The sequence below is a fragment of the Paracoccus sp. (in: a-proteobacteria) genome, assembly GCF_030538655.1.
In the GTDB taxonomy this organism is placed as follows: domain Bacteria; phylum Pseudomonadota; class Alphaproteobacteria; order Rhodobacterales; family Rhodobacteraceae; genus Paracoccus.
Window position 1 is genome coordinate 19478 of sequence record NZ_JAUNTO010000009.1, and the last position, 18486, is coordinate 37963.

Consider the following 18486-nt stretch of genomic DNA (forward strand, 5'->3'; position numbering starts at 1 on the left):
ATTGCGACGGTCTGCCTGGCGGGGCGCGGGCCTTGCCGCAGACGGCTTGACGGATCGCCGCTGGACCCGGACGCGTCATTGCGTCTGTATCGGGCGGGGAAATACCCGCTCTATCATCCGCGGGGCGCACATGGGGATCCTGTCATCATTATGGGCCACCCGAGCGTGCCGAGGATGTGGCGCCGGTGGTCTGGCAATGTTACGACAGCATCACCCCGGCCAGATCGCGCGTCATCTCATGCCGCCCTGATCCGCGCCCCTTGGCCTGCGCGGTGTTTTCCGTTATCGCCACCAGCGGACAATCAAAGGGCTGACCGTGTTCTATCCGCTGGCCACAACCACATGGGATCAGGCCGAAACCGACGCGTTGCACGACGTGATCGGCTCGGGCCGGTTCACCATGGGCGAGCGTGTCGCCGCCTTCGAGGCGGGTTTTGCCGCGCATTTCGGGGCGCGGTTCGCGGTGATGGTGTCATCCGGGTCGGCGGCCAATCTGCTGGGGCTGGCGGCGGCGTTTTATCACCCCGATCTGGGCTGGCGGACGGGGGATGAGGTGATCGTTCCGGCGGTCAGCTGGTCCACCACCTATTTCCCGGTCAGTCAGATGGGGCTGCGGCTGCGGTTTGTGGATGTGCAGCCCGATACGCTGAATATCGATGCGGATCAGGTGGCAGCGGCGATCACCCCGCGCACCCGCGCCGTGCTGGCGGTGAACCTGCTGGGCAACCCCGCCGCACTGACCCGGCTGCGCGCGATCTGCGACGATGCGGGGCTGGTGCTGATCGAGGATAATTGCGAATCCATGGGTGCGCGGCTGGACGGGCGCGCGGCGGGGACGTTCGGGCTGTTCGGCACGTTTTCGATGTTTTTCTCGCATCATATCTGCACGATGGAAGGGGGAGTTGTGCTGACCGATGACCGCCGCCTGTATGACAATATGCTGTCCCTGCGTGCCCACGGCTGGACGCGCGGCCTGCCAGCTGACACGCATCTGCCCGTTGATCCCGACCCGTTCGCGGCGCAGTTCCGCTTTGTGCTGCCCGGCTGGAACCTGCGCCCGCTGGAAATGTCGGGCGCGGTGGGGCTGACACAACTGGCCAAGCTGGATGGCTTCGTGGCGGCGCGGCGCGCGAATGCCGCGCAGTTTCAGCGCCTGTTCGCCGGGCATCCTGATGTGGATATTCAGGTCGAAACCGGCGAATCGTCGTGGTTCGGCTTTGCCCTGTTGCTGAAGGGCGCGCTGGCCGGGCGGCGGGCGGAACTGGTTGGGGCGCTGACAGCAGCGGGCATCGAATCGCGGCCCATTGTCGCCGGAAATTTCCTGAAAAACCCGGTGATCGCGTATCTGGATCACATCGCAGCCCCTGCCCCCGTTGCCGACCGGATCGACAGCGACGGGTTGTTCACCGGCAATCACCATTACCCGATTACCGCACAGCTTGACCGGCTGGCGCAGGTGATCGACGCCGTGGCAATGGGCAGGGCATGACGAAACGCGCGCTGATAACCGGCATCACCGGGCAGGACGGCAGCTATCTGGCCGAACTGCTGCTGGCCAAGGGATACGAGGTTCACGGGATCAAGCGCCGGTCCTCCAGCTTTAACACCGGGCGGATCGACCATCTGTCGATTGATCCGCATTCCGGCAGCCGCCTGCATCTGCATTACGGCGATATGGTTGACGCCACGACGCTGACCCGCATCATCGCCGACACCCGCCCGGACGAGATCTATAACCTTGCCGCGCAAAGCCATGTCCGCGTCAGCTTTGATCAGCCCGAATATACCGCCGAGGTGGATGCCATCGGCCCCCTGCGGATGCTGGAGGCGATCCGCCTGCTGGGGATGGCGGATCAGGTGCGGTTTTATCAGGCGTCCACATCCGAACTGTATGGCGGGCAACAGGGCGGCGCGCTGGACGAGGACACGCCCTTTGCCCCCCGGTCCCCTTATGCGGCGGCCAAGCTGTATGCGTTCTGGACCGTGCGGAATTACCGCGAGGGCTATGGGATGCACGCCAGTAACGGCATCCTGTTCAACCACGAAAGCCCGCGCCGCGGCGAAACCTTTGTCACCCGCAAGATCAGCCGGGCGGTGGCGGCGATTTCTCTGGGTCTGCAAGATACGCTGTATCTGGGCAATCTGGATGCGCTGCGCGACTGGGGCCATGCCCGCGATTATGCCGAAGGAATGTGGCTGATGTTGCAGCAAGATCAGCCCGGAGATTATGTTCTGGCCACCGGGGAATGTCATTCGGTGCGCGATTTCTGCCGCCTTGCTTTTGCGCAGGTGGGCATCTCGCTGGACTGGCGCGGGCAGGGCGTGGACGAGACGGGCCATGACGCCGACACCGGCGAAACCCTGATCCGCATTGATCCGGTTTACTTCCGCCCGACCGAGGTGCCACGGCTTTTAGGCAATCCGTCGCGCGCACGGGAACGTCTGGGCTGGACGCACCGCACCGATTTTGCGAATTTGGTCGCCGAAATGGTGGCCGAGGACCGGCGCCTGCTGGAATCAGAGCGGCTGGCACGCCGCACATTCGGAGTTCTGGAATGAGTAACGATATTATCCCCGTGTTGTTGGCGGGCGGGTCTGGCACCCGTCTTTGGCCGGTGTCGCGCAAAAGTTTCCCCAAACAATTCGCCCATCTGACCGGCGATTTTTCGCTGTTTCAGGATTCGGCGCGGCGGTTGTCGGGCGTGGGCTATGCCGCGCCGGTGGTGATGACCGGGGCTGATTTCCGCTTTATCGTGGCGGAACAGCTGGATCAGATCGGCATGACGCCCGACGCCATCGTGATCGAACCCTCGCCCCGCAACACCGCCCCGGCGGTTCTGGCGGCGGCGCTGATGGCGGCGCGGCGTGACCCCAAGGCGCTGTTGCTGGTCGCGCCAAGCGATCACGTGATCCCTGATGCGGCGGCCTTTCGCGCGGCGGTGGAAACCGGCGCGGTGGCGGCGCGGGATGGCAAGATCGTCACCTTTGGCATCACCCCGACCCGGCCCGAGACGGGTTACGGTTATCTTGAGGTTGCAGGTTCTGGCGATGGCGCGCTGCCGCTGCGGCGGTTCGTGGAAAAGCCCGATGCGGCGCGCGCGGCGGAAATGCTGGCCGAGGGCAATTACCTGTGGAACGCGGGGATTTTCCTGTTTGCGGCCGATACGATGATTCAGGCCTTCCGCGACCATGCGCCTGCCTATCTGGAACCCGTGCAGGCAGCCGTGGATCAGGCGCAGACGGACTTGGGCTTTTTGCGGCTGGCGGCGGACCCGTGGAACGGGCTGGGCGATGAATCCATCGACTATGCGGTGATGGAAAAGGCCGGGAATCTGGCCGTGGTCGCCTATTCCGCGCATTGGTCGGACTTGGGCGGCTGGGATGCCGTCTGGCGCGAGGAGCAGGGCGATACCCCCGCCGAACGCGGTGTGGTGACGGATGACCAATCGACCGCGATTGACTGTGACAATGTGCTGCTGCGCTGTGAGCATGACGATTTTCAGGTCGTCGGCATCGGTCTGCGCGATGTGATGGTCGTCGCCACCAATGACGCCGTTCTGGTCGCCGACATGAACCGCGCGCAGGATGTGCGGCAGGCGGTATCGGCACTCAAGGCCAAGGGCGCTAAACAGGCTGAATCATTCCGCCGTGATCATCGCCCCTGGGGCTGGTTCGAAACGCTGGCGCTGGACGACCGTTTTCAGGTCAAGCGCATCGTGGTCAAACCCGGCGCGGCGCTGTCGCTGCAAAGCCATGTTCACCGCGCCGAACATTGGGTCGTCGTCAGCGGCACCGCGCGGGTGACGGTCGATGACAAGGTGACGCTGGTGACGGAAAACCAGTCGATTTATGTGCCGCTTGGCTCGGTCCACCGGATGGAAAACCCCGGCAAGGTGCCGATGGTGCTGATCGAGGTGCAGACCGGCGCCTATCTGGGCGAGGATGACATCATTCGCTACGAAGACGTTTACGCGCGCAGCTGATGCGGGTCTGGCTGACCGGCGGGAACGGGCTTTTGGGCCGCGCGATCCGGCGGCAGGCGGGCGGCGTGACCTTGCTGGCCCCAAGCCGGGCGGAGCTGGACCTGACCGACCGCGCGGCGGTGGCGGCGTGGCTGGCGGCGAACCCGGTCGATGCGGTGATCCACGCCGCCGCGCGCGTGGGCGGGATCGCAGCCAATATCGCTGATCCGGCGGGGTTTCTGACCGATAACCTGCGCATGAACGATGCCGTCATCACCGGCGCCGATGCTGCGGGGGTGGGGCGGCTGCTGTTCATCGGGTCAAGCTGCGTCTATCCACGCGATTACCGGCAGCCGCTGGGTGAAACCGACCTGATGGCCGCCCCGCTGGAACCCACGAACGAGGGTTACGCGCTGGCCAAGCTGGCCGGGATGCGGCTGTGCGATTACATCTCGGGGTCGGGGTCGGGGCGGGCCTATCGCAGCCTGATCCCCTGCAACCTGTTTGGCGTGGACGATCACTTTGGCACGGCAGGCGCGCATCTGCTGGCGGCGGCGATCCATAAGATCGTCGCGGCGCAGACCGCCGGGGCCGATACGGTCGAGATCTGGGGCAGCGGCACGGCCCGGCGCGAGTTTCTGGAGGCCGACCATCTGGCCCGCTTTGTGCTGGACGCCTTGCCCCGGCTGGCCGATCTGCCGTCGGTGCTGAACATCGGCGCGGGCGTGGATCGCAGCGTGGCCGAATGGTATGGGCTGATCGCGGAACTGGCGGGTTGGCATGGGCGCTTTACCTTTGATCTGACCCGGCCCGAGGGGATGCGGGCCAAGCTGCTGTCCAGCGCGCGGGCCGCGCAGCACGGTTACGCCCCGCCCGCCGACATCCGCCCGGCGCTGTCGCGCGCCATTGCCGCCTGCCGTGAAAAGATGACATGAGCACGGTTCTGATTCTTGGGGCCGGCATGGTCGGCGTGTCCAGCGCGCTGGCCTTGCAGGAATGCGGGCATGAGGTCACGCTGATCGACCGGCGCGGGCCGGGGCAGGAAACCAGCTTTGGCAATGCCGGGTTCATTCAGACCGAGGCGGTGGAGCCCTACGCCATGCCGCTGGCCCTGCGCGATCTGGCGCGCATCGGCTTGGGGCGCAGCGGCGATGTGCGCTGGACGCCTGGCGGTGTGCTGGCGCAGGCGCGTGCGTTGTTGGCCTATGCCGGGCATTCGCGATCTGCGCAATTCGCCCGCGCCGTGGCGACCTATCGCCGCCTGATCCCCGCATCCGCCACGGCCCATGCCCCATGGATTGCGGCGGCGGGGGCCGATAATCTGATCCGGCGTGACGGTTATCTGGAAATCCACCGCACCCCGGCCGGAATGGCGCGGGCGGCGGTGATGGCGGATCGGTTCTCCCGCGATTACGACGTTCCCGCCGAGGTGATGGACGCCGATGCGCTGGCTGCGGCCGAGCCGGACTTGCGCCAGCGGCTGGCCGGGGCGGTGCTGTGGGGCGGCACATGGACCTGTGCCGATCCGGGCGGGCTGGTGGCGGCCTATGCGGCGCTGTTCGTGGCGCGCGGCGGGCAGATCGTGCAGGGCGATGCCGGTGATCTGGCGCGCGACGGTGCGGGGTGGCGCGCGGCGGGTGTTTCGGCGCAGCACGCGGTGATCGCGCTTGGCCCATGGTCGCCCGGCCTTTGCGCCCGGTTCGGGCTGCGGGTGCCGATGATCCTGAAACGCGGCTATCACCAGCATTTTCAGGGCGCTGCACCGTTGAACCGTCCGCTGGTGGATGCCGATCATGGTGTGGTGCTGACGCCGATGCGGGCGGGGCTGCGCATCTGCACCGCCGCCGATCTGCGCCGCACGCCGCACCCCGCGCCGCCGCAACTGGCGCGCGGGCTGTCGGCGGCGCGGGGGCTGTTGGGGGTGGGTGATCCGGCTGGCCCGGTCTGGTCGGGACAGCGCCCTTGTATGCCCGACATGCTGCCGGTTGTGGGCGCGGTGCCCGGCCAGCCGGGCCTTTGGGCGCATTTCGGGCACGGGCATCAGGGCTTTACCCTTGGTCCGGTCACAGCGGCGATTCTGGCCGAGGCGATGGACGGTGGCGGCTGGCCCGAACTTGCGCCCGCGCGGCTGGGCTGATAACCGGCGCGCATCTTGTGACGCGGGCGTATCCCGCGACAGCCAACCGAGGACATCATGGCCACCGAACGCACCCTTTCCATCATCAAACCCGACGCCACCAAGCGCAACCTGACCGGCAAGATCGTTGCCAAATTCGAGGACGCCGGCCTGCGCGTCGTCGCGTCCAAGCGCATCCACCTGTCGCCCGCTCAGGCTGGTGCGTTCTATGCCGAACACAAAGAGCGCCCCTTCTACGGCGAACTGGTTGATTTCATGGCCTCGGAACCCGTCGTCGTGCAGGTTCTGGAAGGCGAAGGCGCCATTGCCAAGAACCGCGAAGTGATGGGCGCGACCGATCCGGCGCAGGCCGATGCGGGCACCATCCGCAAGGATTTCGCGCTGTCCAAGGGCGAAAACTCGGTCCACGGGTCGGACAGCCCGGAATCGGCAGCGCGCGAGATCGCGTTCTTTTTCTCGGGTCTGGAACTGGTCGGCTAAGCCCGCCTAACCCCTGAAATCTTCTGGAAAGGGGCCATTTGGGCCCCTTTTTACATGCCCGACCGGACATCCTGAAGATACTGGCCGATCATATCACGGCTTTGCTGTAATTCGGCCATGCGGTCATCCAGCCGCGCGGCCTCTTGTGTCAGGGCGGCCAACAGGTCGGGGCAGGGATCGAAATCCGGTTTGCTGGTTTTGACGCAGGGCAGAAAGCGGCGGATCAGCTCAAGCCTTAACCCTGCTTCGTTAAGGGTGCGGATGCGGCGCACGGTGTCTTCGTCTTCTGGCCCGTAATCACGATAGCCCGAGGCGCGGCGGGATGGGCAAAGCAACCCTTCAGCCTCGTAATAACGCAGCATCCTGACACTGATGCCGGTGCGTTTGGATAATGTGCCGATCTGCATGTTCAGCCCTTGACCCTGACAGCGGTGTCAGACCTTAGCTTGCCAGGCGAATCGTGCAAGCAGAAGGATAGGACATGCCGTTCGCAAGTTTCAAAAATGCTGAAATATCATGGAAAATTGATGGCAGCGGCCCGCCTTTGGTATTGGTTCACGGCACCGGCGGCGATGCAGACAGCAATTGGGGCGCAATCGTTGGCCAATTGTCCCGACACTGGACGGTGATCCGGCCGGAATATTCCGGCTCGGGCGCGACGAAGGACGGGGGCGGGGTTCTGAGGGCAGATGATCTGGCCGGGCAGATTCTTGCGGTTGCGGATGCCGCAGGGGCGCAGAGCTTTCATCTGATGGGGTTTTCTCTGGGTGCGGCACTTGCGGCCAAGCTTGCGGGCGATGCGCCAGACCGTGTGCTGTCGCTGATCTTGCTGGCGGGGTTTCAGAATACGAAAGACCCGCGCATGCAATTGCAATTCCGCCTTTGGGCCGATCTTGCTGCGCGGGATCGGGTGACGCTGGCCCGGTTGATCCTGCTGACAGGGTTCAGCCCGGATGCGCTGGCGGCATGGACAGCACCGATGGTCGATGAGGCTGTGGCCGGGATTGTGGCGAATACGGATTGGCGGGGGCTGGCACGGCAGGTGGCGCTGGACCTGGATATCGACGTGTCGGCCAGCATTCCGGGGATCACCGCCCCCGCATTGGTGATCGGCTGTCAATATGACCACATGGTGCCGGTTTCGCAGTCGCGTTCCCTGGCCGCGCGGATTGCCGGGGCGGACTATCAGGAACTGCCGACGGGTCATCTGGCACCGGCAGAGCGGCCCGACGATCTGGCTGCCTTAATCAAAGCGTTTTTGAAACGGCAACCATAACGGTTGGTTACAGAGATCCGGGCTGTCCTGTCGGGGCAGTCTTTTCATTTGCTTGTCCTACAGGTTGCGGCGGGCCTGTGCGATGCGCTAATGCTGTGTCAAACAAGTGAAAAGGACAAGGCGATGCGGGCATTCGTTTTTCCGGGCCAAGGCGCACAGACCATCGGCATGGGGCGCGATCTGGCCACCGCCTATCCGGCGGCAAAGGCAGTGTTTGACGAGGTGGACGAGGCTTTGGGGGAAAGCCTGTCGGCGATAATCTGGGACGGCGATGCCGAAACGCTGACGCTGACCCGTAATGCCCAGCCCGCGCTGATGGCCACATCCATCGCCGCGATGCGCGCGCTGGAAGCCGAAGGCTTTGCCGTGACCGATGCCGCCTTTGTGGCCGGGCATTCGCTGGGGGAATATTCTGCGCTGTGCGCAGCTGGCGCGCTGACGCTGGCCGATACGGCGCGGCTGCTGCGCCTGCGCGGTCAGGCCATGCAAGAGGCGGTGCCGGTGGGGCAGGGCGCGATGGCGGCCATTTTGGGGCTGGATTTCGATGCCGTCGATCAACTGGCCCGCGATGCGGCGGGGGACGAGGTGTGTCAGGCCGCCAATGACAATGACCCGGCGCAGGTGGTGATTTCGGGCCACAAGGATGCGGTGGAACGCGCCGCCGCGCTGGCCAGGGAACGCGGGGCCAAGCGGGCGCTGATGCTGCCGGTGTCGGCACCGTTCCATTGCGCGCTGATGCAGCCGGCGGCGGCGGTGATGGCCGAGGCACTGTCGGCGGTCGAGATTGCGGCGCCCGCGGTGCCTTTGGTCGCCAATGTGCGGGCGGAAGGTGTGGTGGAACCCGGCGCGATCCGCCGCCTGTTGGTCGAGCAGGTGACGGGCGTGGTCCGCTGGCGCGAGTCGGTGGCGAATATGGCCAACGGCGGCGTGACCGAGTTCTGGGAAATCGGGGCGGGCAAGGCCCTGTCGGGGATGATCCGGCGGATCGCCCCGAATGTCGCGGTTCGCAACTTTGGTGTGTCGGGCGATCTGACGGCGCTGAAGGCGTAAGGCCGGACCGGGGGTTTCACACCCCCGGACCCCCGTGGGATATTTGGAAACGAAAGACGAGGCAGGGATGTTCGATCTGACAGGTAAGGCGGCGCTGGTAACGGGCGCTTCGGGTGGGATCGGTGGCGCGATTGCCGAGGCGCTGCATGGGGCCGGAGCGAGCGTGGGCCTGTCGGGCACGCGCGAGGCATCGCTGCGGGAACTGGCGGATCGGCTGGGCGAGCGGGCCTTTGTGCTGCCCTGCGATCTGTCCGATGCGGCGGCGGTGGATGCGCTGCCCAAGGCGGCGGCCGAGGCCATGGGCTCGGTCGATATTCTGGTGAACAACGCCGGGATCACCCGCGACAACCTGTTCATGCGCATGTCCGACGAGGAATGGCAGCAGGTTCTGGATATGAACCTGACCAGTTCTTTCCGGCTGTGCCGCGCCGTTCTGAAGGGGATGATGCGTGCCCGCTGGGGGCGGATCGTCAATATCACCTCGATCGTGGGGGCGCGCGGCAATCCGGGGCAGGCGAACTATGCGGCGGCCAAGGCGGCGTTGCTGGGCATGTCGAAATCACTGGCGGGTGAGGTGGCCAGCCGCAATATCACCGTGAACTGCGTGGCCCCCGGTTTTATCGGCACCGCCATGACCGACAAGCTGACCGACGATCAGAAGAACAAGATTCTGGTGCAGATCCCTTCGGGCCGGATGGGGACGCCCGCGGAAATCGCCGCCGCCGTTCTGTTCCTGTCCAGCCCCGAGGCGGGGTATGTTACCGGCACCACGCTGCATGTGAATGGCGGCATGGCGATGATCTGAGCAAAGACCGGCATTCCGCCTAAAGGGTGAACTGCTTGTCTGAATTGCTTTGTTTAAGGTTGCATGGGGGGCTTGGCTTGCTATATCCCCCGCGTAAGGCCGAAGGGAAACCGCCCTCGGCTGTCGTTGCTCCGCCGGAGTCCCATGATGGGCAAAGGGGCGGCGCTGTTGGGCGGATGCCCGCGAACATGAGGAAGTGACATGAGCGATATCGCTGATCGCGTGAAGAAGATCGTGGTGGAACACCTGGGCGTTGACGAAGACAAGGTGGTTGAAACCGCCTCGTTCATCGATGATCTGGGTGCGGACAGCCTCGACACGGTTGAGCTGGTCATGGCTTTTGAAGAAGAATTCGGCATCGAGATCCCGGACGATGCAGCCGAGACCATCCAGACCTTTGGTGATGCGGTGAACTTTATCAAAGGCGCGGTCTGATTTCAGACCCGGCCTTTGGGCAAGATCGCGGCGCTTCCGGTAACGGGGGCGCCGTTTTCATTTGGCGCGGCGGTTTGCGGCCAGCTGCCAGATCAGCCGCAGGGCAAGCGGTGACAGCGCGGCACTGGCGGCAGCTGGCCAAACTGGCCAGTCCAGCGCGGCGAACAGCCAGATCGCTGCGGGCAGCATCAGTATCAGCCCCGGCGTGGTTCCCGGCAGGCGATGACCTGCCCGGATCAAGGCGGAGACCTGTGCCAGCGCCCCGGCAATAGCTGCCGTGGCGATAGGGGCGACTGACAAGGGAAAGAGCATTGCCGCCAGAATCAGTAACGCAGGCAGCAAACGCGACACGGACAGCACGGCGCGCAGCCTTGTGCGACGATCCGGCGACGGAACCACGACGCCAGAGACTGCGGCCCGCCACCACGCCATTCTGCGGTGTTCTGGATCAAGAGGGCCGCGATCAATGTGATGAGCGGCAGCCACATCGCCTTATCGGCCCAGTTTTGCGTGAACCTCGTCCAGATCAACCTCGTCCTTGGGCATCTTGTTGTCGGGGTTGTCGAAATCATAGCGGAACAGCTGGAAATCCTTTTTGTAGATTTCCCAGACAAGATGCTGTGACAGGTCGTCGAAATATTCGCTGACCTTATATGCCCGCTTTGGCCCGTGCCCTTCAGATTCGTTGAACTTGGGCACTTGTTCCACGTCCATGGTTACGGGGGTATCGGCGGCATCCAGAACGCGCTGCATCCCTTCGTTGAACTTTTCGGTGAAGAAAATCTGATCGTAGCGACCGCCATTCACAATGAACGTGGCGATATGGCCCGACATGGCCGACCAGTGGATGTCGGGTTCCATCGGGCGGCGCCAGCGGATGGTGTCGCGCGCGAACAGCAGAAAGCGGCGGAAGGATTTGATCTGATCAAAGTCAAAGCCGTCATCCGGGCTGCCCACCTCGACCCCGTAGCGCTGGATCAGTTGCGGCACCAGATTGCCGCGATAGCGGCGGCCGTTGCGCTGAATCCCGGCGATCTTGTCGAAGAACGATGACAGGATGCGGCTGTAGGGGTTGCGCACGCAGGTGAACACCACGGCGTCATGTGCGCGCACGGCGCGTTCGATCGGCGCTTCGCTTTCGCGGCGTGCCCATTTGTGCAGCCCCTCCCTGGCATCGTGAATGTCGCCATCAAAATAGCTGCCATGATCGGAGTGGAACATGATTTGACCGATGGACGAACAGGCACATTTCGGGACCACGCGATAGATCAGGCTTTCGCTTTCGGTCATCCAGACGCCGGGAAATCCCATGTTATTCTGCCTTTTCTGGCTGTTATGCCTGCCGGTGCTTGCCGAGACGGCCAAAATCATTCACAGACACAAAGCAAATCGGACCGGAATTTTCAACGGGTTCGGTCAAAAGCGGCTCATATTCTTGCGGATGGACCCCTATGGCGCGGATTGCCTTTATCCTGCTGTGTCACAAGGACCCCGAAGGTATCGTGGCGCAGGCTCGCCGACTGACCGAGACGGGTGATTTTGTTGCGATCCATTTCGACGCTCATGCAAAACCGGCGGATTACGCCCATATCCGCGCTGAACTGGCCGATAACCCGCGTGTGACATTCGCGCGCAAGCGGGTGCGCTGTGGCTGGGGCGAATGGTCGCTGGTTGCCGCCACGATCGAGGCGGTGCGCGTGGCGGCGGCTCATTTTCCGCAGGCCACGCATTTTTATATGCTGTCGGGCGATTGCATGCCGGTGAAATCAGCCGGGTTCGCCCGCGATCTGCTGGATCGGGATGATTGCGATTATATTGAATCTTTTGACTTTTTCGAAAGCGACTGGATCAAGACCGGGATCAAGGAAGAACGGTTGATCTATCGCCACTGGTTCAACGAGCGTCGCCAGAAAACCTGGTTCTATCGCAGCATGGAATGGCAGCAGCGCATGGGCTGGTCGCGGCCCATCCCCGAGGGTTTGCGGATGATGATCGGCAGCCAATGGTGGTGCCTGCGCCGCGAAACGATCGAGAAAATCCTGACCTTCTGCGACAGCCGCCGCGACATCCTGCGGTTTTTCGCGACCACATGGATTCCGGACGAGACGTTCTTTCAGACGCTGGTGCCGCATCTGGTGCCGCGCGATCAGATCCGCACCCGGACGCTGACCTTTCTGATGTTTACCGATTACGGAATGCCGGTGACGTTTTATAACGATCACTATGACCTGCTGCTGGGGCAGGATTATCTGTTCGCGCGCAAGATCAGCCCCGAGGCGCTGGACCTGAAGGAACGGTTGGGCCAGTTATGGCAATCGGGGCGGCGCGACTTTGCCATCTCGGGCGAGGGGCGGGAATTGCACGGCTTTCTGACCCGGCAGGGGCGGATCGGTCTGCGCTTTGGTCGCCGCGCGTGGGAGGCGTCGGCGCAGGTGGGCAGCGGTAACGTGCTGCATGTCATCCTGTGCAAAAAATGGCATTTCGCTAAACGGCTGACGCAGGCAATCCGCGACCGGACCGGGATTCCGGCGGTGGATTATCTGTTCAACGAATCCGAGGCGCATCTGCCTGATCTGGGCGGGCTGGAACAGGGCTGGGACAAGCGCAACCACCATCGCCGCGCCATGATCGCGATGCTGATGCAGCATTTTGGTGCCGGGCGGCTGGTGATGTGTCTGGACCCGGCGAATGCGGGGCTTCTGGCCGATCTGGCGGCCGACCGCGCCGATCTGCGGGTGCTGCATATCGACTGTGATTTCAGCGACGATTACCTGCGCGGCCATGTGGCCCGCATTGGTCTGGTCGGCCCCGACACCTCGACCGAGCGGATTGATTCGCTGATCCCGGTCATGCGCCGCGATCTGGCGCATGAGGTCGAAACCCTGCGCGACATGACCTTGCCCCGGTTCGGGATGATTCGCGTAGATGCCGACAGTCAGGCCAATGCCGCCGCACTGGCGCGGTTTCTGGATGTTTCCGACGAACTGGCGCATGATCTGGCCGAAACGCCGCATCTGTTTGCCGATTGAAAGGACAGCCTATGACCCCGGCTTATGACGATCAGAACATCTTTGCCCGTATCCTGCGTGGCGAGATTCCCTGCGACAAGGTGGCTGAAAATGACCACGCACTGGCGTTTCGCGACATCAACCCCGCTGCGCCGGTGCATGTTCTGGTAATCCCCAAGGGGGCTTATGTCAGCTTTGACGATTTCTGCGCCCGCGCCAGCGAGGCGGAACTGGCCGGTTTTCTGCGCCTCAGCGGTCAGGTTGCCGAGGCCGAGGGCGTCGCGCTGAAACGCGGCGCGGGTTTTCGCGCGATCACCAACGCCGGGGAACACGGTGTTCAGGAAGTGCCGCATTTCCATCTGCATATTCTGGGCGGGCGCGGCATGGGGCCGATGTTGACGCGCCGCGACTGATTGCGTCCCGCGATGCCGGGGGGGCATTCTGCCCCCCCGGCCCCTGAGGGCGGTTCAGGTCGCAGCAGTGATCCACCATGGATTGCGCTTGCACTCCAATTTGGTTGCAAACGCGCGGTTTTGGTCCGGCATACTGGCCCCCGGTTGCCCATGCGTCCGGGGGCGGTCCTGTGCAGATCAGCGCCGTTTCAGCATTCTGCCCAACGCCCGCACCGGCGCGGTCAGACGCCACGAGGTGCTGGCCTGCACTTCTGTCTTATAGGCGGTCAGAGCGCGTTCCTGATCGGCCAGCCGCTTGGTCAGGGTGGCGATGGTCGCGCTGCTGGTTGCACTGTCGCGCTGATGTGCGCTTTCCGCCTCGGTCATTTGTTTGCGGATCTGCGCCAGAGTATCGGCTGACTGGCCCTCGATCTGCGCCCTTACCCGCTCCAGCTCTGCTGTCAGCGCGGCGGTTTCGAAAAAGCGGCTCTGCCGTTCCTGCGCCGCCTGTGCTTTGGCCAGATCTTGATCGGCGCGCGCCTCGTCCAGCGCGGCGGCCAGTTCGGCCAGCCGTGGATGCGGGTTTCCGGCGGCATAAAGCGCCGCCTGCGCGCGCGCCAGTTCCAGCCCGCGCGCATCCCATGACTGGCGCAGTTGGGTCAGCTCCTTGCCCATGGCCCGCGCCTTGTCGGCCTGTGTGGTTGCCCGTCGTTCGGCAATTGCGACACGGCGCGCGGTTTCCGTGGCGCTGCCCAGTTGCTGAAACATCCAGCAGATCGCCCCGGCGGCCTGACCGTCCTGCGCATTCGCCGCCAGATCGGCCACCGCCGCAGGCAGATCGTCGCCTGCCCCCAACAGCGTCAGCCCCGCGCCGACATCCAGCCACAGCCCGGCACCCATCTGCGCCGTCAGCCCGCGCGGTGCGCCGACCAGCACCAGCAGCCCGCCGCCGACCAATCCCGCGCGCCAGTCGCGGATCCGCGCCGCAAGCGCGTCGTTGCTGGCATCGGCATCCAGCGTCACCAGCATCAGATCGGGGCGATCCGGCGCGGGGGCGGGGGCATCGCCAACCTGAAGCCGCAGCATCGCGGGATACATCTGTTCGGCGTGGCGCAGCAGCCGGTCGGGCGCGGCGGTCAGCGCGCGGCCCGTGGCCGGGTCGGTCCAGTGGCCACAGCCGATCACCTGCGCGCCCGCTTCGGCACCCGACGCCTTGTCCATCGCTTGACAGACCGCAAACAGCGCCGCCCCATCGCCGACGTTCAGCGCCAGCACCCGCCGGGGCCGCAGCCGGTCGGCCAGCCAGAACAGTGTCGGGATCAGCGGCGTGGTTGTGCTGTCGCCCACAAGGCGGGGCTGCCACAGCAGGGCCGGGGTCCACAGGGCGGCAAGGCCATTCGAGGCGTCGTGATGGTCGGGTTCAAATATGGTCGTCATGAGGCGCGGGCCTTTTGCGGGTCAGAAGGGGCGGGCAGGGATATGGCAGCAGCGCCGTGACGTTCCAGCAGGATCAGCCGCCCGGTCATGCGCGGGTGATAGCCGGGGGGCAGCGCCCCGGCCGGCTGGGTCGGTGTGGCGCGGGTCAGCAGGATACGGTGGGGCGACAGGGCGGTGACAAGCGCCGCGAAGGCCGCCTCATCAGACGCCTGCGCGGGCGCGGTCAGCAGCAGCGGGCCAAGCCTGTTCATCTGGTCCCACAGGGATGCATCGGGCTGATCCTGCGCCAGAACCGTGATGGGCGATGCACTGGCCAGATCGTCATAAGACAGCGCCTGTTCGATCAGCGTCGCATCGTCAGGCAGCAGCAACAGCGACCAGCGCCCTGCCGCACAGGCAAACAGCCGCGCCAGCCCCGGATCGCGCAGATGCACCGACACGCCGCTGTCCGACCACCAGGGCATCAGCGCCTCTAGCTCGGCCTCGGTCAGCGACAGCGCGGTATCGGCGAAACGCGCCGGTTCCCCGGTGCGGGCGGCGACGCCAGCGGCCTGCCGCAGCGCGGTGGCGAACAGCGCCTGCACCGCCGGTTCGATCTGATCCGCCAGATCAGCCGCCGGTTCCGTCCCGGCATCGCCCAGGGGCAGGGGCGCATCCAGAATGCCCGCTTGCATCAGCGCCGCATTGCCCTGCGCCATCGCCTGCATCTGCCATTGCGGCATCAAAACCGGCGGCAGGGCGGTGGCCAGCATATCGGCGGGCAGGGCCTTGGCGGTCTGGCGCAGGTGGTGTTCGACCTCCAGCCGCTCGGGCGGGGTCATGTCGCGCATCAGCGCGTTCAGGCGGCGCTTGGTCTCGATCAGGACCAGCGATTTTTCGCGTTGGTTGGCGTGGATCGCATCGGCCAGTTGCGGGTCGGTGACAGGTGTCCCGATCTCATCCAGAAAGCGGCGGACCAGCGGCGCGGCGGGATCGTGAAACGGAAGCGCCCGGACCGAGCGCGCCTCCATGATCCGCGCCAGATGCGCCAGCCGCGCATCATAGCAAACGGCACCGCGTGTGAACTCGGTATTCAGGAAGTCGTGGAAGGGCTGAACACTGGCGCGATAGCCGCCAAGCACTTCCTCGATATAGCGCGATTTCAGCCAGTCGAACTGCGGGCGCAGCACCGCGACAATCTCTACCTGCCACCCGGCAAAATGATCGCGCAGCCATTGCAGCCGGGTGTCGGACACATCGGCAATCAGGTTTTCCGCGCTGAGGATCACCGCCGTATCCGGGTGCGCGGCCAGTTCGGCGTCGAAATCCGCCGTCGCTCCGTCCTCTCGCAGACTGAGCAGCGACAGATGCCCCGGTGTCCGTTCCTGATCCCAGCGGTTCTGCCGCGACAGCACCGAGCGCGGAAACAGGAAACCATGGTCAATCAGCACATCGGCCTGCGCCTCCAGATAGTTCTGGATCGAGGTGCTGCCAGCCTTGGTCTGGCCCACATGCAAAATCAGCCGGCGCGGGGCGGGATTATCGGTTATTGTCGCTGTCCAAGCGGGATTCGTCGCAGATCAGGTCGGGTTCGGCCTCGTCCGCGGTATGTGCAGGATCGCCGAATTCCGTCGCCAGATCGCCCGAAAAGAAATGCGACATCACCAAAGATACGCCGAACGGGTTCACATTGCGCAGGTCCGGTTCATAAAACATCGCCCGCGACGGATGGGCCGAGATGATCTCGTATGAGGGGAAATAGGCCACATCATCCAGCGTCGAGGCCAGATCGCCCGCCACCGCCCGCAGCACCGATTTGGAATAGCTGGTCGCCACCATGACATGATCGCGCGAAGCCGTCGCCGCCAGTGGAACCGGCGAGACGGTCAGCAGCATCCGCGCCGACGGATTGACCGACCGCAGCCGGTCCCAGAACCCGCGCATATCGCGATCCACCCCGCCATAACGCAGATTGCGGAACCGATAGCGCGCCTTGTCATATGTGCCTGCCACGGTGCCGGGGGCCATCGGGAACATGGTGCCGTCCTCGATCAGTTCCCAGCCTTCGGTCAGGCCCATGGTGAACACGAACACGTCCAGTTCCGCGAACATCCGCCGCACCGCCGCCAGATGGGCTGCGCGCAATGCGATCACGTCTTCGGACGTGGCCTGCCCTACCGGGTCGATCCCCGGCCGCAGCGCATCGAAAAACCGCCCGTCGCGTTCCCACACCGTTTCGGCGGGGCTGCGGTTGCCATGCGCTTCGTCAAACAGCTGGATCAACTGGCGCGAGGTATAGATGTTGCCATAGCGACAGGAAAACACGCCATAGCCCCAGCGGCGAGCCTCGTTTTCCGATGCAAACACAGGCGGGGCGGGTTCCATATCCATGAATGCCGCGCCGCGGCGGGCCAGATTGTTGCCGATATGCTGGGCAAAGCAACTGCCCGCCGTCGCCACCCGGTCGGTGCGGCGCAGGGGCATCGGCTGCCACAAATCCGTCAGATCGGCGTAATGGCGGCTGCCGACGGCGGCTTTCCAGAAGGCCTTTTCCGGCTTGTTCTGATAGGGGTGACGGGTCATTGCGCACCTTTGGGCAGAGGGGGCAGTTGCGCGTTGCGCAGCAGTGCAGCCAGTTCCAGATCAGCCGGGGCAAAGCCCGCAGCCATGTGCTGTTTCGGTGCGGCGGTGGCCGGGGCGGGGCTGGCCTTTTGCGAAAGACGGTGGCGGGTTTCGATCAGGTCGATGGCCGACCAGGATGGCGCCGTCAATGCCGCCATCAGCCATGGCGCGATGGCGGACCAAACCGGCCCATGCCCCGTTTTGCCGGGATAGACCATCTCGGTTGTGATTTTCGCCCGGTCATCATGGTTGGTGATTGCGCCCAGAAACGGGATCGCATGGTTGAACAGGTGGAACGTGTCGGTGTTGTTTTGAATAAAGACGACGTTGTTTGGCACCTGCTTGCCATAAAGCGTCCGCAGATCGGTAACCGTGCCGGGCAGGTCGCGCACGTCATCATGCCCCGGCCAGCAGAGTGCAACATAATCTGAAACGTGACCAGAATAATAGTTTGCAATATTGGTATGCGCGTTTGAAACGAGTGCAAGGCTTCCCGCGTGATGCCAAGAATAAAGCAGCGCCGGAAAGCCACCCGCGCTGCTGCCGAAATAGATTGCGCGATCGACTTTCAAAACTTGAGTAGCTTGCTGGCAAAATACGGAGATCAACCGTTGAGCTGCGAAATTACTATTGCCTGCATACCATCCTATGCGCAGTTTGTCGTGCTGATTCAGGCTTGGGTCGGCCAGCATCAGGCTATGCAGGTTTTGAGTGCTGCTGGACGGCAATCCAGCAAAAGACGGCACAGTCCGCTTTTCGCGGTCAATGGCCCCGTGAAAGCCAAAGATGATCCGGCGCGCCCCCGGCGCGGGGCGCCAGTCAAGGTGAATATCGGTGCCGTCCAGATTCAGCACCAGCCGCCCTTGTGTCTGCGCCAGATCCTCGGGCGATGAAATGCGGGTG

Annotated in this window: 19 protein-coding genes; 12 read left to right on the forward strand and 7 right to left on the reverse strand. The window is 64.2% G+C overall.

Annotated elements, in window-relative coordinates:
• The first annotated feature begins 316 nt into the window (after positions 1–316).
• From Q4G22_RS07770 to ndk, 6 genes are read left to right on the forward strand one after another with little or no spacing between them, the layout of a single operon-like run.
• Positions 317–1489, forward strand: coding sequence for a DegT/DnrJ/EryC1/StrS aminotransferase family protein (locus Q4G22_RS07770; RefSeq protein ID WP_303385337.1), 1173 nt, complete (start codon positions 317–319; stop codon positions 1487–1489).
• Entirely contained in the window at positions 1486–2559 is a 1074-nt protein-coding gene (gmd, locus tag Q4G22_RS07775; protein WP_303385338.1) for a GDP-mannose 4,6-dehydratase, read from the forward strand. The genes Q4G22_RS07770 and gmd overlap by 4 nt, the downstream gene beginning before the upstream one ends.
• The gene (locus Q4G22_RS07780) at positions 2556–3983 is read left to right on the forward strand and encodes a mannose-1-phosphate guanylyltransferase/mannose-6-phosphate isomerase (RefSeq protein ID WP_303385339.1); all 1428 of its coding nucleotides are present in this window, start codon (positions 2556–2558) and stop codon (positions 3981–3983) included. The genes gmd and Q4G22_RS07780 overlap by 4 nt, the downstream gene beginning before the upstream one ends.
• Positions 3983–4897, forward strand: a complete 915-nt coding sequence (locus Q4G22_RS07785) for an NAD-dependent epimerase/dehydratase family protein (protein ID WP_303385340.1) — start codon at positions 3983–3985, stop codon at positions 4895–4897. Before Q4G22_RS07780 ends, Q4G22_RS07785 begins: the two co-directional genes overlap by 1 nt.
• Positions 4894–6099: an FAD-binding oxidoreductase gene (locus Q4G22_RS07790; protein WP_303385341.1), complete on the forward strand. Its 1206-nt coding sequence runs from the start codon at positions 4894–4896 to the stop codon at positions 6097–6099. Before Q4G22_RS07785 ends, Q4G22_RS07790 begins: the two co-directional genes overlap by 4 nt.
• Before the next feature lie 57 nt (positions 6100–6156).
• Complete coding sequence (gene ndk / locus Q4G22_RS07795; protein WP_303385342.1) at positions 6157–6579, forward strand: nucleoside-diphosphate kinase; 423 nt, start codon at positions 6157–6159, stop codon at positions 6577–6579.
• A 50-nt stretch (positions 6580–6629) separates the two neighbouring features.
• On the opposite strand, the gene Q4G22_RS07800 is transcribed toward ndk, so the two are convergent.
• Positions 6630–6986, reverse strand: a complete 357-nt coding sequence (locus tag Q4G22_RS07800) for a MerR family transcriptional regulator (RefSeq protein WP_303385343.1) — start codon at positions 6984–6986, stop codon at positions 6630–6632.
• A 74-nt stretch (positions 6987–7060) separates the two neighbouring features.
• Between Q4G22_RS07800 and Q4G22_RS07805 the strand changes: the two genes are divergently transcribed.
• The 4 genes from Q4G22_RS07805 to Q4G22_RS07820 all read left to right on the forward strand — a co-directional run bounded on the left by Q4G22_RS07805 (position 7061) and on the right by Q4G22_RS07820 (position 10145).
• Positions 7061–7855, forward strand: coding sequence for an alpha/beta fold hydrolase (locus Q4G22_RS07805; RefSeq protein WP_303385344.1), 795 nt, complete (start codon positions 7061–7063; stop codon positions 7853–7855).
• Between the two features lie 123 nt (positions 7856–7978).
• Positions 7979–8905, forward strand: a complete 927-nt coding sequence (gene fabD / locus Q4G22_RS07810) for an ACP S-malonyltransferase (protein ID WP_303385345.1) — start codon at positions 7979–7981, stop codon at positions 8903–8905.
• Positions 8906–8972: 67 nt separating this feature from the next.
• The gene (gene fabG / locus Q4G22_RS07815) at positions 8973–9710 is read left to right on the forward strand and encodes a 3-oxoacyl-ACP reductase FabG (protein WP_303385437.1); all 738 of its coding nucleotides are present in this window, start codon (positions 8973–8975) and stop codon (positions 9708–9710) included.
• A gap of 201 nt (positions 9711–9911) precedes the next feature.
• Positions 9912–10145, forward strand: a complete 234-nt coding sequence (locus Q4G22_RS07820; RefSeq protein ID WP_101498706.1) for an acyl carrier protein — start codon at positions 9912–9914, stop codon at positions 10143–10145.
• Positions 10146–10202: 57 nt separating this feature from the next.
• Here the strand turns inward: Q4G22_RS07820 and Q4G22_RS07825 are convergent, their stop codons facing one another.
• Together Q4G22_RS07825 and Q4G22_RS07830 are read right to left on the reverse strand one after the other, a co-directional pair.
• Entirely contained in the window at positions 10203–10577 is a 375-nt protein-coding gene (locus Q4G22_RS07825) for a hypothetical protein (RefSeq protein ID WP_303385346.1), read from the reverse strand.
• Positions 10578–10637: 60 nt separating this feature from the next.
• Positions 10638–11456, reverse strand: coding sequence for a sulfotransferase family protein (locus tag Q4G22_RS07830; RefSeq protein ID WP_303385347.1), 819 nt, complete (start codon positions 11454–11456; stop codon positions 10638–10640).
• Between the two features lie 140 nt (positions 11457–11596).
• Here Q4G22_RS07830 and Q4G22_RS07835 point away from each other — a divergent pair, with 140 nt between their 5' ends.
• Together Q4G22_RS07835 and Q4G22_RS07840 are read left to right on the forward strand one after the other, a co-directional pair.
• Positions 11597–13174 carry a DUF5928 domain-containing protein gene (locus Q4G22_RS07835; protein ID WP_303385348.1) on the forward strand — a complete coding sequence of 526 codons (1578 nt, stop codon included), beginning with the start codon at positions 11597–11599 and terminating at the stop codon, positions 13172–13174.
• 11 nt (positions 13175–13185) lie between these two features.
• On the forward strand, positions 13186–13566 hold the full coding sequence (locus tag Q4G22_RS07840) for a histidine triad nucleotide-binding protein (RefSeq protein WP_303385349.1): 381 nt from the start codon (positions 13186–13188) through the stop codon (positions 13564–13566).
• A 177-nt stretch (positions 13567–13743) separates the two neighbouring features.
• On the opposite strand, the gene Q4G22_RS07845 is transcribed toward Q4G22_RS07840, so the two are convergent.
• Genes Q4G22_RS07845 through Q4G22_RS07860 form a run of 4 tightly spaced genes read right to left on the reverse strand, consistent with a single transcriptional unit; the run spans position 13744 to position 18275 of the window.
• Positions 13744–14982, reverse strand: a complete 1239-nt coding sequence (locus Q4G22_RS07845) for a hypothetical protein (protein ID WP_303385350.1) — start codon at positions 14980–14982, stop codon at positions 13744–13746.
• Positions 14979–16472: a hypothetical protein gene (locus Q4G22_RS07850; RefSeq protein WP_303385351.1), complete on the reverse strand. Its 1494-nt coding sequence runs from the start codon at positions 16470–16472 to the stop codon at positions 14979–14981. Before Q4G22_RS07850 ends, Q4G22_RS07845 begins: the two co-directional genes overlap by 4 nt.
• A 28-nt stretch (positions 16473–16500) precedes the next feature.
• The gene (locus Q4G22_RS07855) at positions 16501–17544 is read right to left on the reverse strand and encodes a GSCFA domain-containing protein (protein WP_303385352.1); all 1044 of its coding nucleotides are present in this window, start codon (positions 17542–17544) and stop codon (positions 16501–16503) included.
• Complete coding sequence (locus Q4G22_RS07860; protein ID WP_303385353.1) at positions 17541–18275, reverse strand: hypothetical protein; 735 nt, start codon at positions 18273–18275, stop codon at positions 17541–17543. The genes Q4G22_RS07855 and Q4G22_RS07860 overlap by 4 nt, the downstream gene beginning before the upstream one ends.
• Between the last annotated feature and the right edge of the window lie 211 nt (positions 18276–18486).

Bases quoted from the DNA above. Each gene is read 5' to 3' on its own strand.
- gmd (WP_303385338.1), top strand. From the start codon at position 1,486: ATGACGAAACGCGCGCTGATAACCGGCATCACCGGGCAGGACGGCAGC.
- Q4G22_RS07780 (WP_303385339.1), top strand. From the start codon at position 2,556: ATGAGTAACGATATTATCCCCGTGTTGTTGGCGGGCGGGTCTGGCACC.
- Q4G22_RS07785 (WP_303385340.1), top strand. From the start codon at position 3,983: ATGCGGGTCTGGCTGACCGGCGGGAACGGGCTTTTGGGCCGCGCGATC.
- Q4G22_RS07790 (WP_303385341.1), top strand. From the start codon at position 4,894: ATGAGCACGGTTCTGATTCTTGGGGCCGGCATGGTCGGCGTGTCCAGC.
- ndk (WP_303385342.1), top strand. From the start codon at position 6,157: ATGGCCACCGAACGCACCCTTTCCATCATCAAACCCGACGCCACCAAG.
- Q4G22_RS07800 (WP_303385343.1), bottom strand. From the start codon at position 6,986: ATGCAGATCGGCACATTATCCAAACGCACCGGCATCAGTGTCAGGATG.
- Q4G22_RS07805 (WP_303385344.1), top strand. From the start codon at position 7,061: ATGCCGTTCGCAAGTTTCAAAAATGCTGAAATATCATGGAAAATTGAT.
- fabD (WP_303385345.1), top strand. From the start codon at position 7,979: ATGCGGGCATTCGTTTTTCCGGGCCAAGGCGCACAGACCATCGGCATG.
- fabG (WP_303385437.1), top strand. From the start codon at position 8,973: ATGTTCGATCTGACAGGTAAGGCGGCGCTGGTAACGGGCGCTTCGGGT.
- Q4G22_RS07820 (WP_101498706.1), top strand. From the start codon at position 9,912: ATGAGCGATATCGCTGATCGCGTGAAGAAGATCGTGGTGGAACACCTG.
- Q4G22_RS07825 (WP_303385346.1), bottom strand. From the start codon at position 10,577: ATGGCGTGGTGGCGGGCCGCAGTCTCTGGCGTCGTGGTTCCGTCGCCG.
- Q4G22_RS07830 (WP_303385347.1), bottom strand. From the start codon at position 11,456: ATGGGATTTCCCGGCGTCTGGATGACCGAAAGCGAAAGCCTGATCTAT.
- Q4G22_RS07835 (WP_303385348.1), top strand. From the start codon at position 11,597: ATGGCGCGGATTGCCTTTATCCTGCTGTGTCACAAGGACCCCGAAGGT.
- Q4G22_RS07840 (WP_303385349.1), top strand. From the start codon at position 13,186: ATGACCCCGGCTTATGACGATCAGAACATCTTTGCCCGTATCCTGCGT.
- Q4G22_RS07845 (WP_303385350.1), bottom strand. From the start codon at position 14,982: ATGACGACCATATTTGAACCCGACCATCACGACGCCTCGAATGGCCTT.
- Q4G22_RS07855 (WP_303385352.1), bottom strand. From the start codon at position 17,544: ATGACCCGTCACCCCTATCAGAACAAGCCGGAAAAGGCCTTCTGGAAA.
- Q4G22_RS07860 (WP_303385353.1), bottom strand. From the start codon at position 18,275: ATGCTGGCCGACCCAAGCCTGAATCAGCACGACAAACTGCGCATAGGA.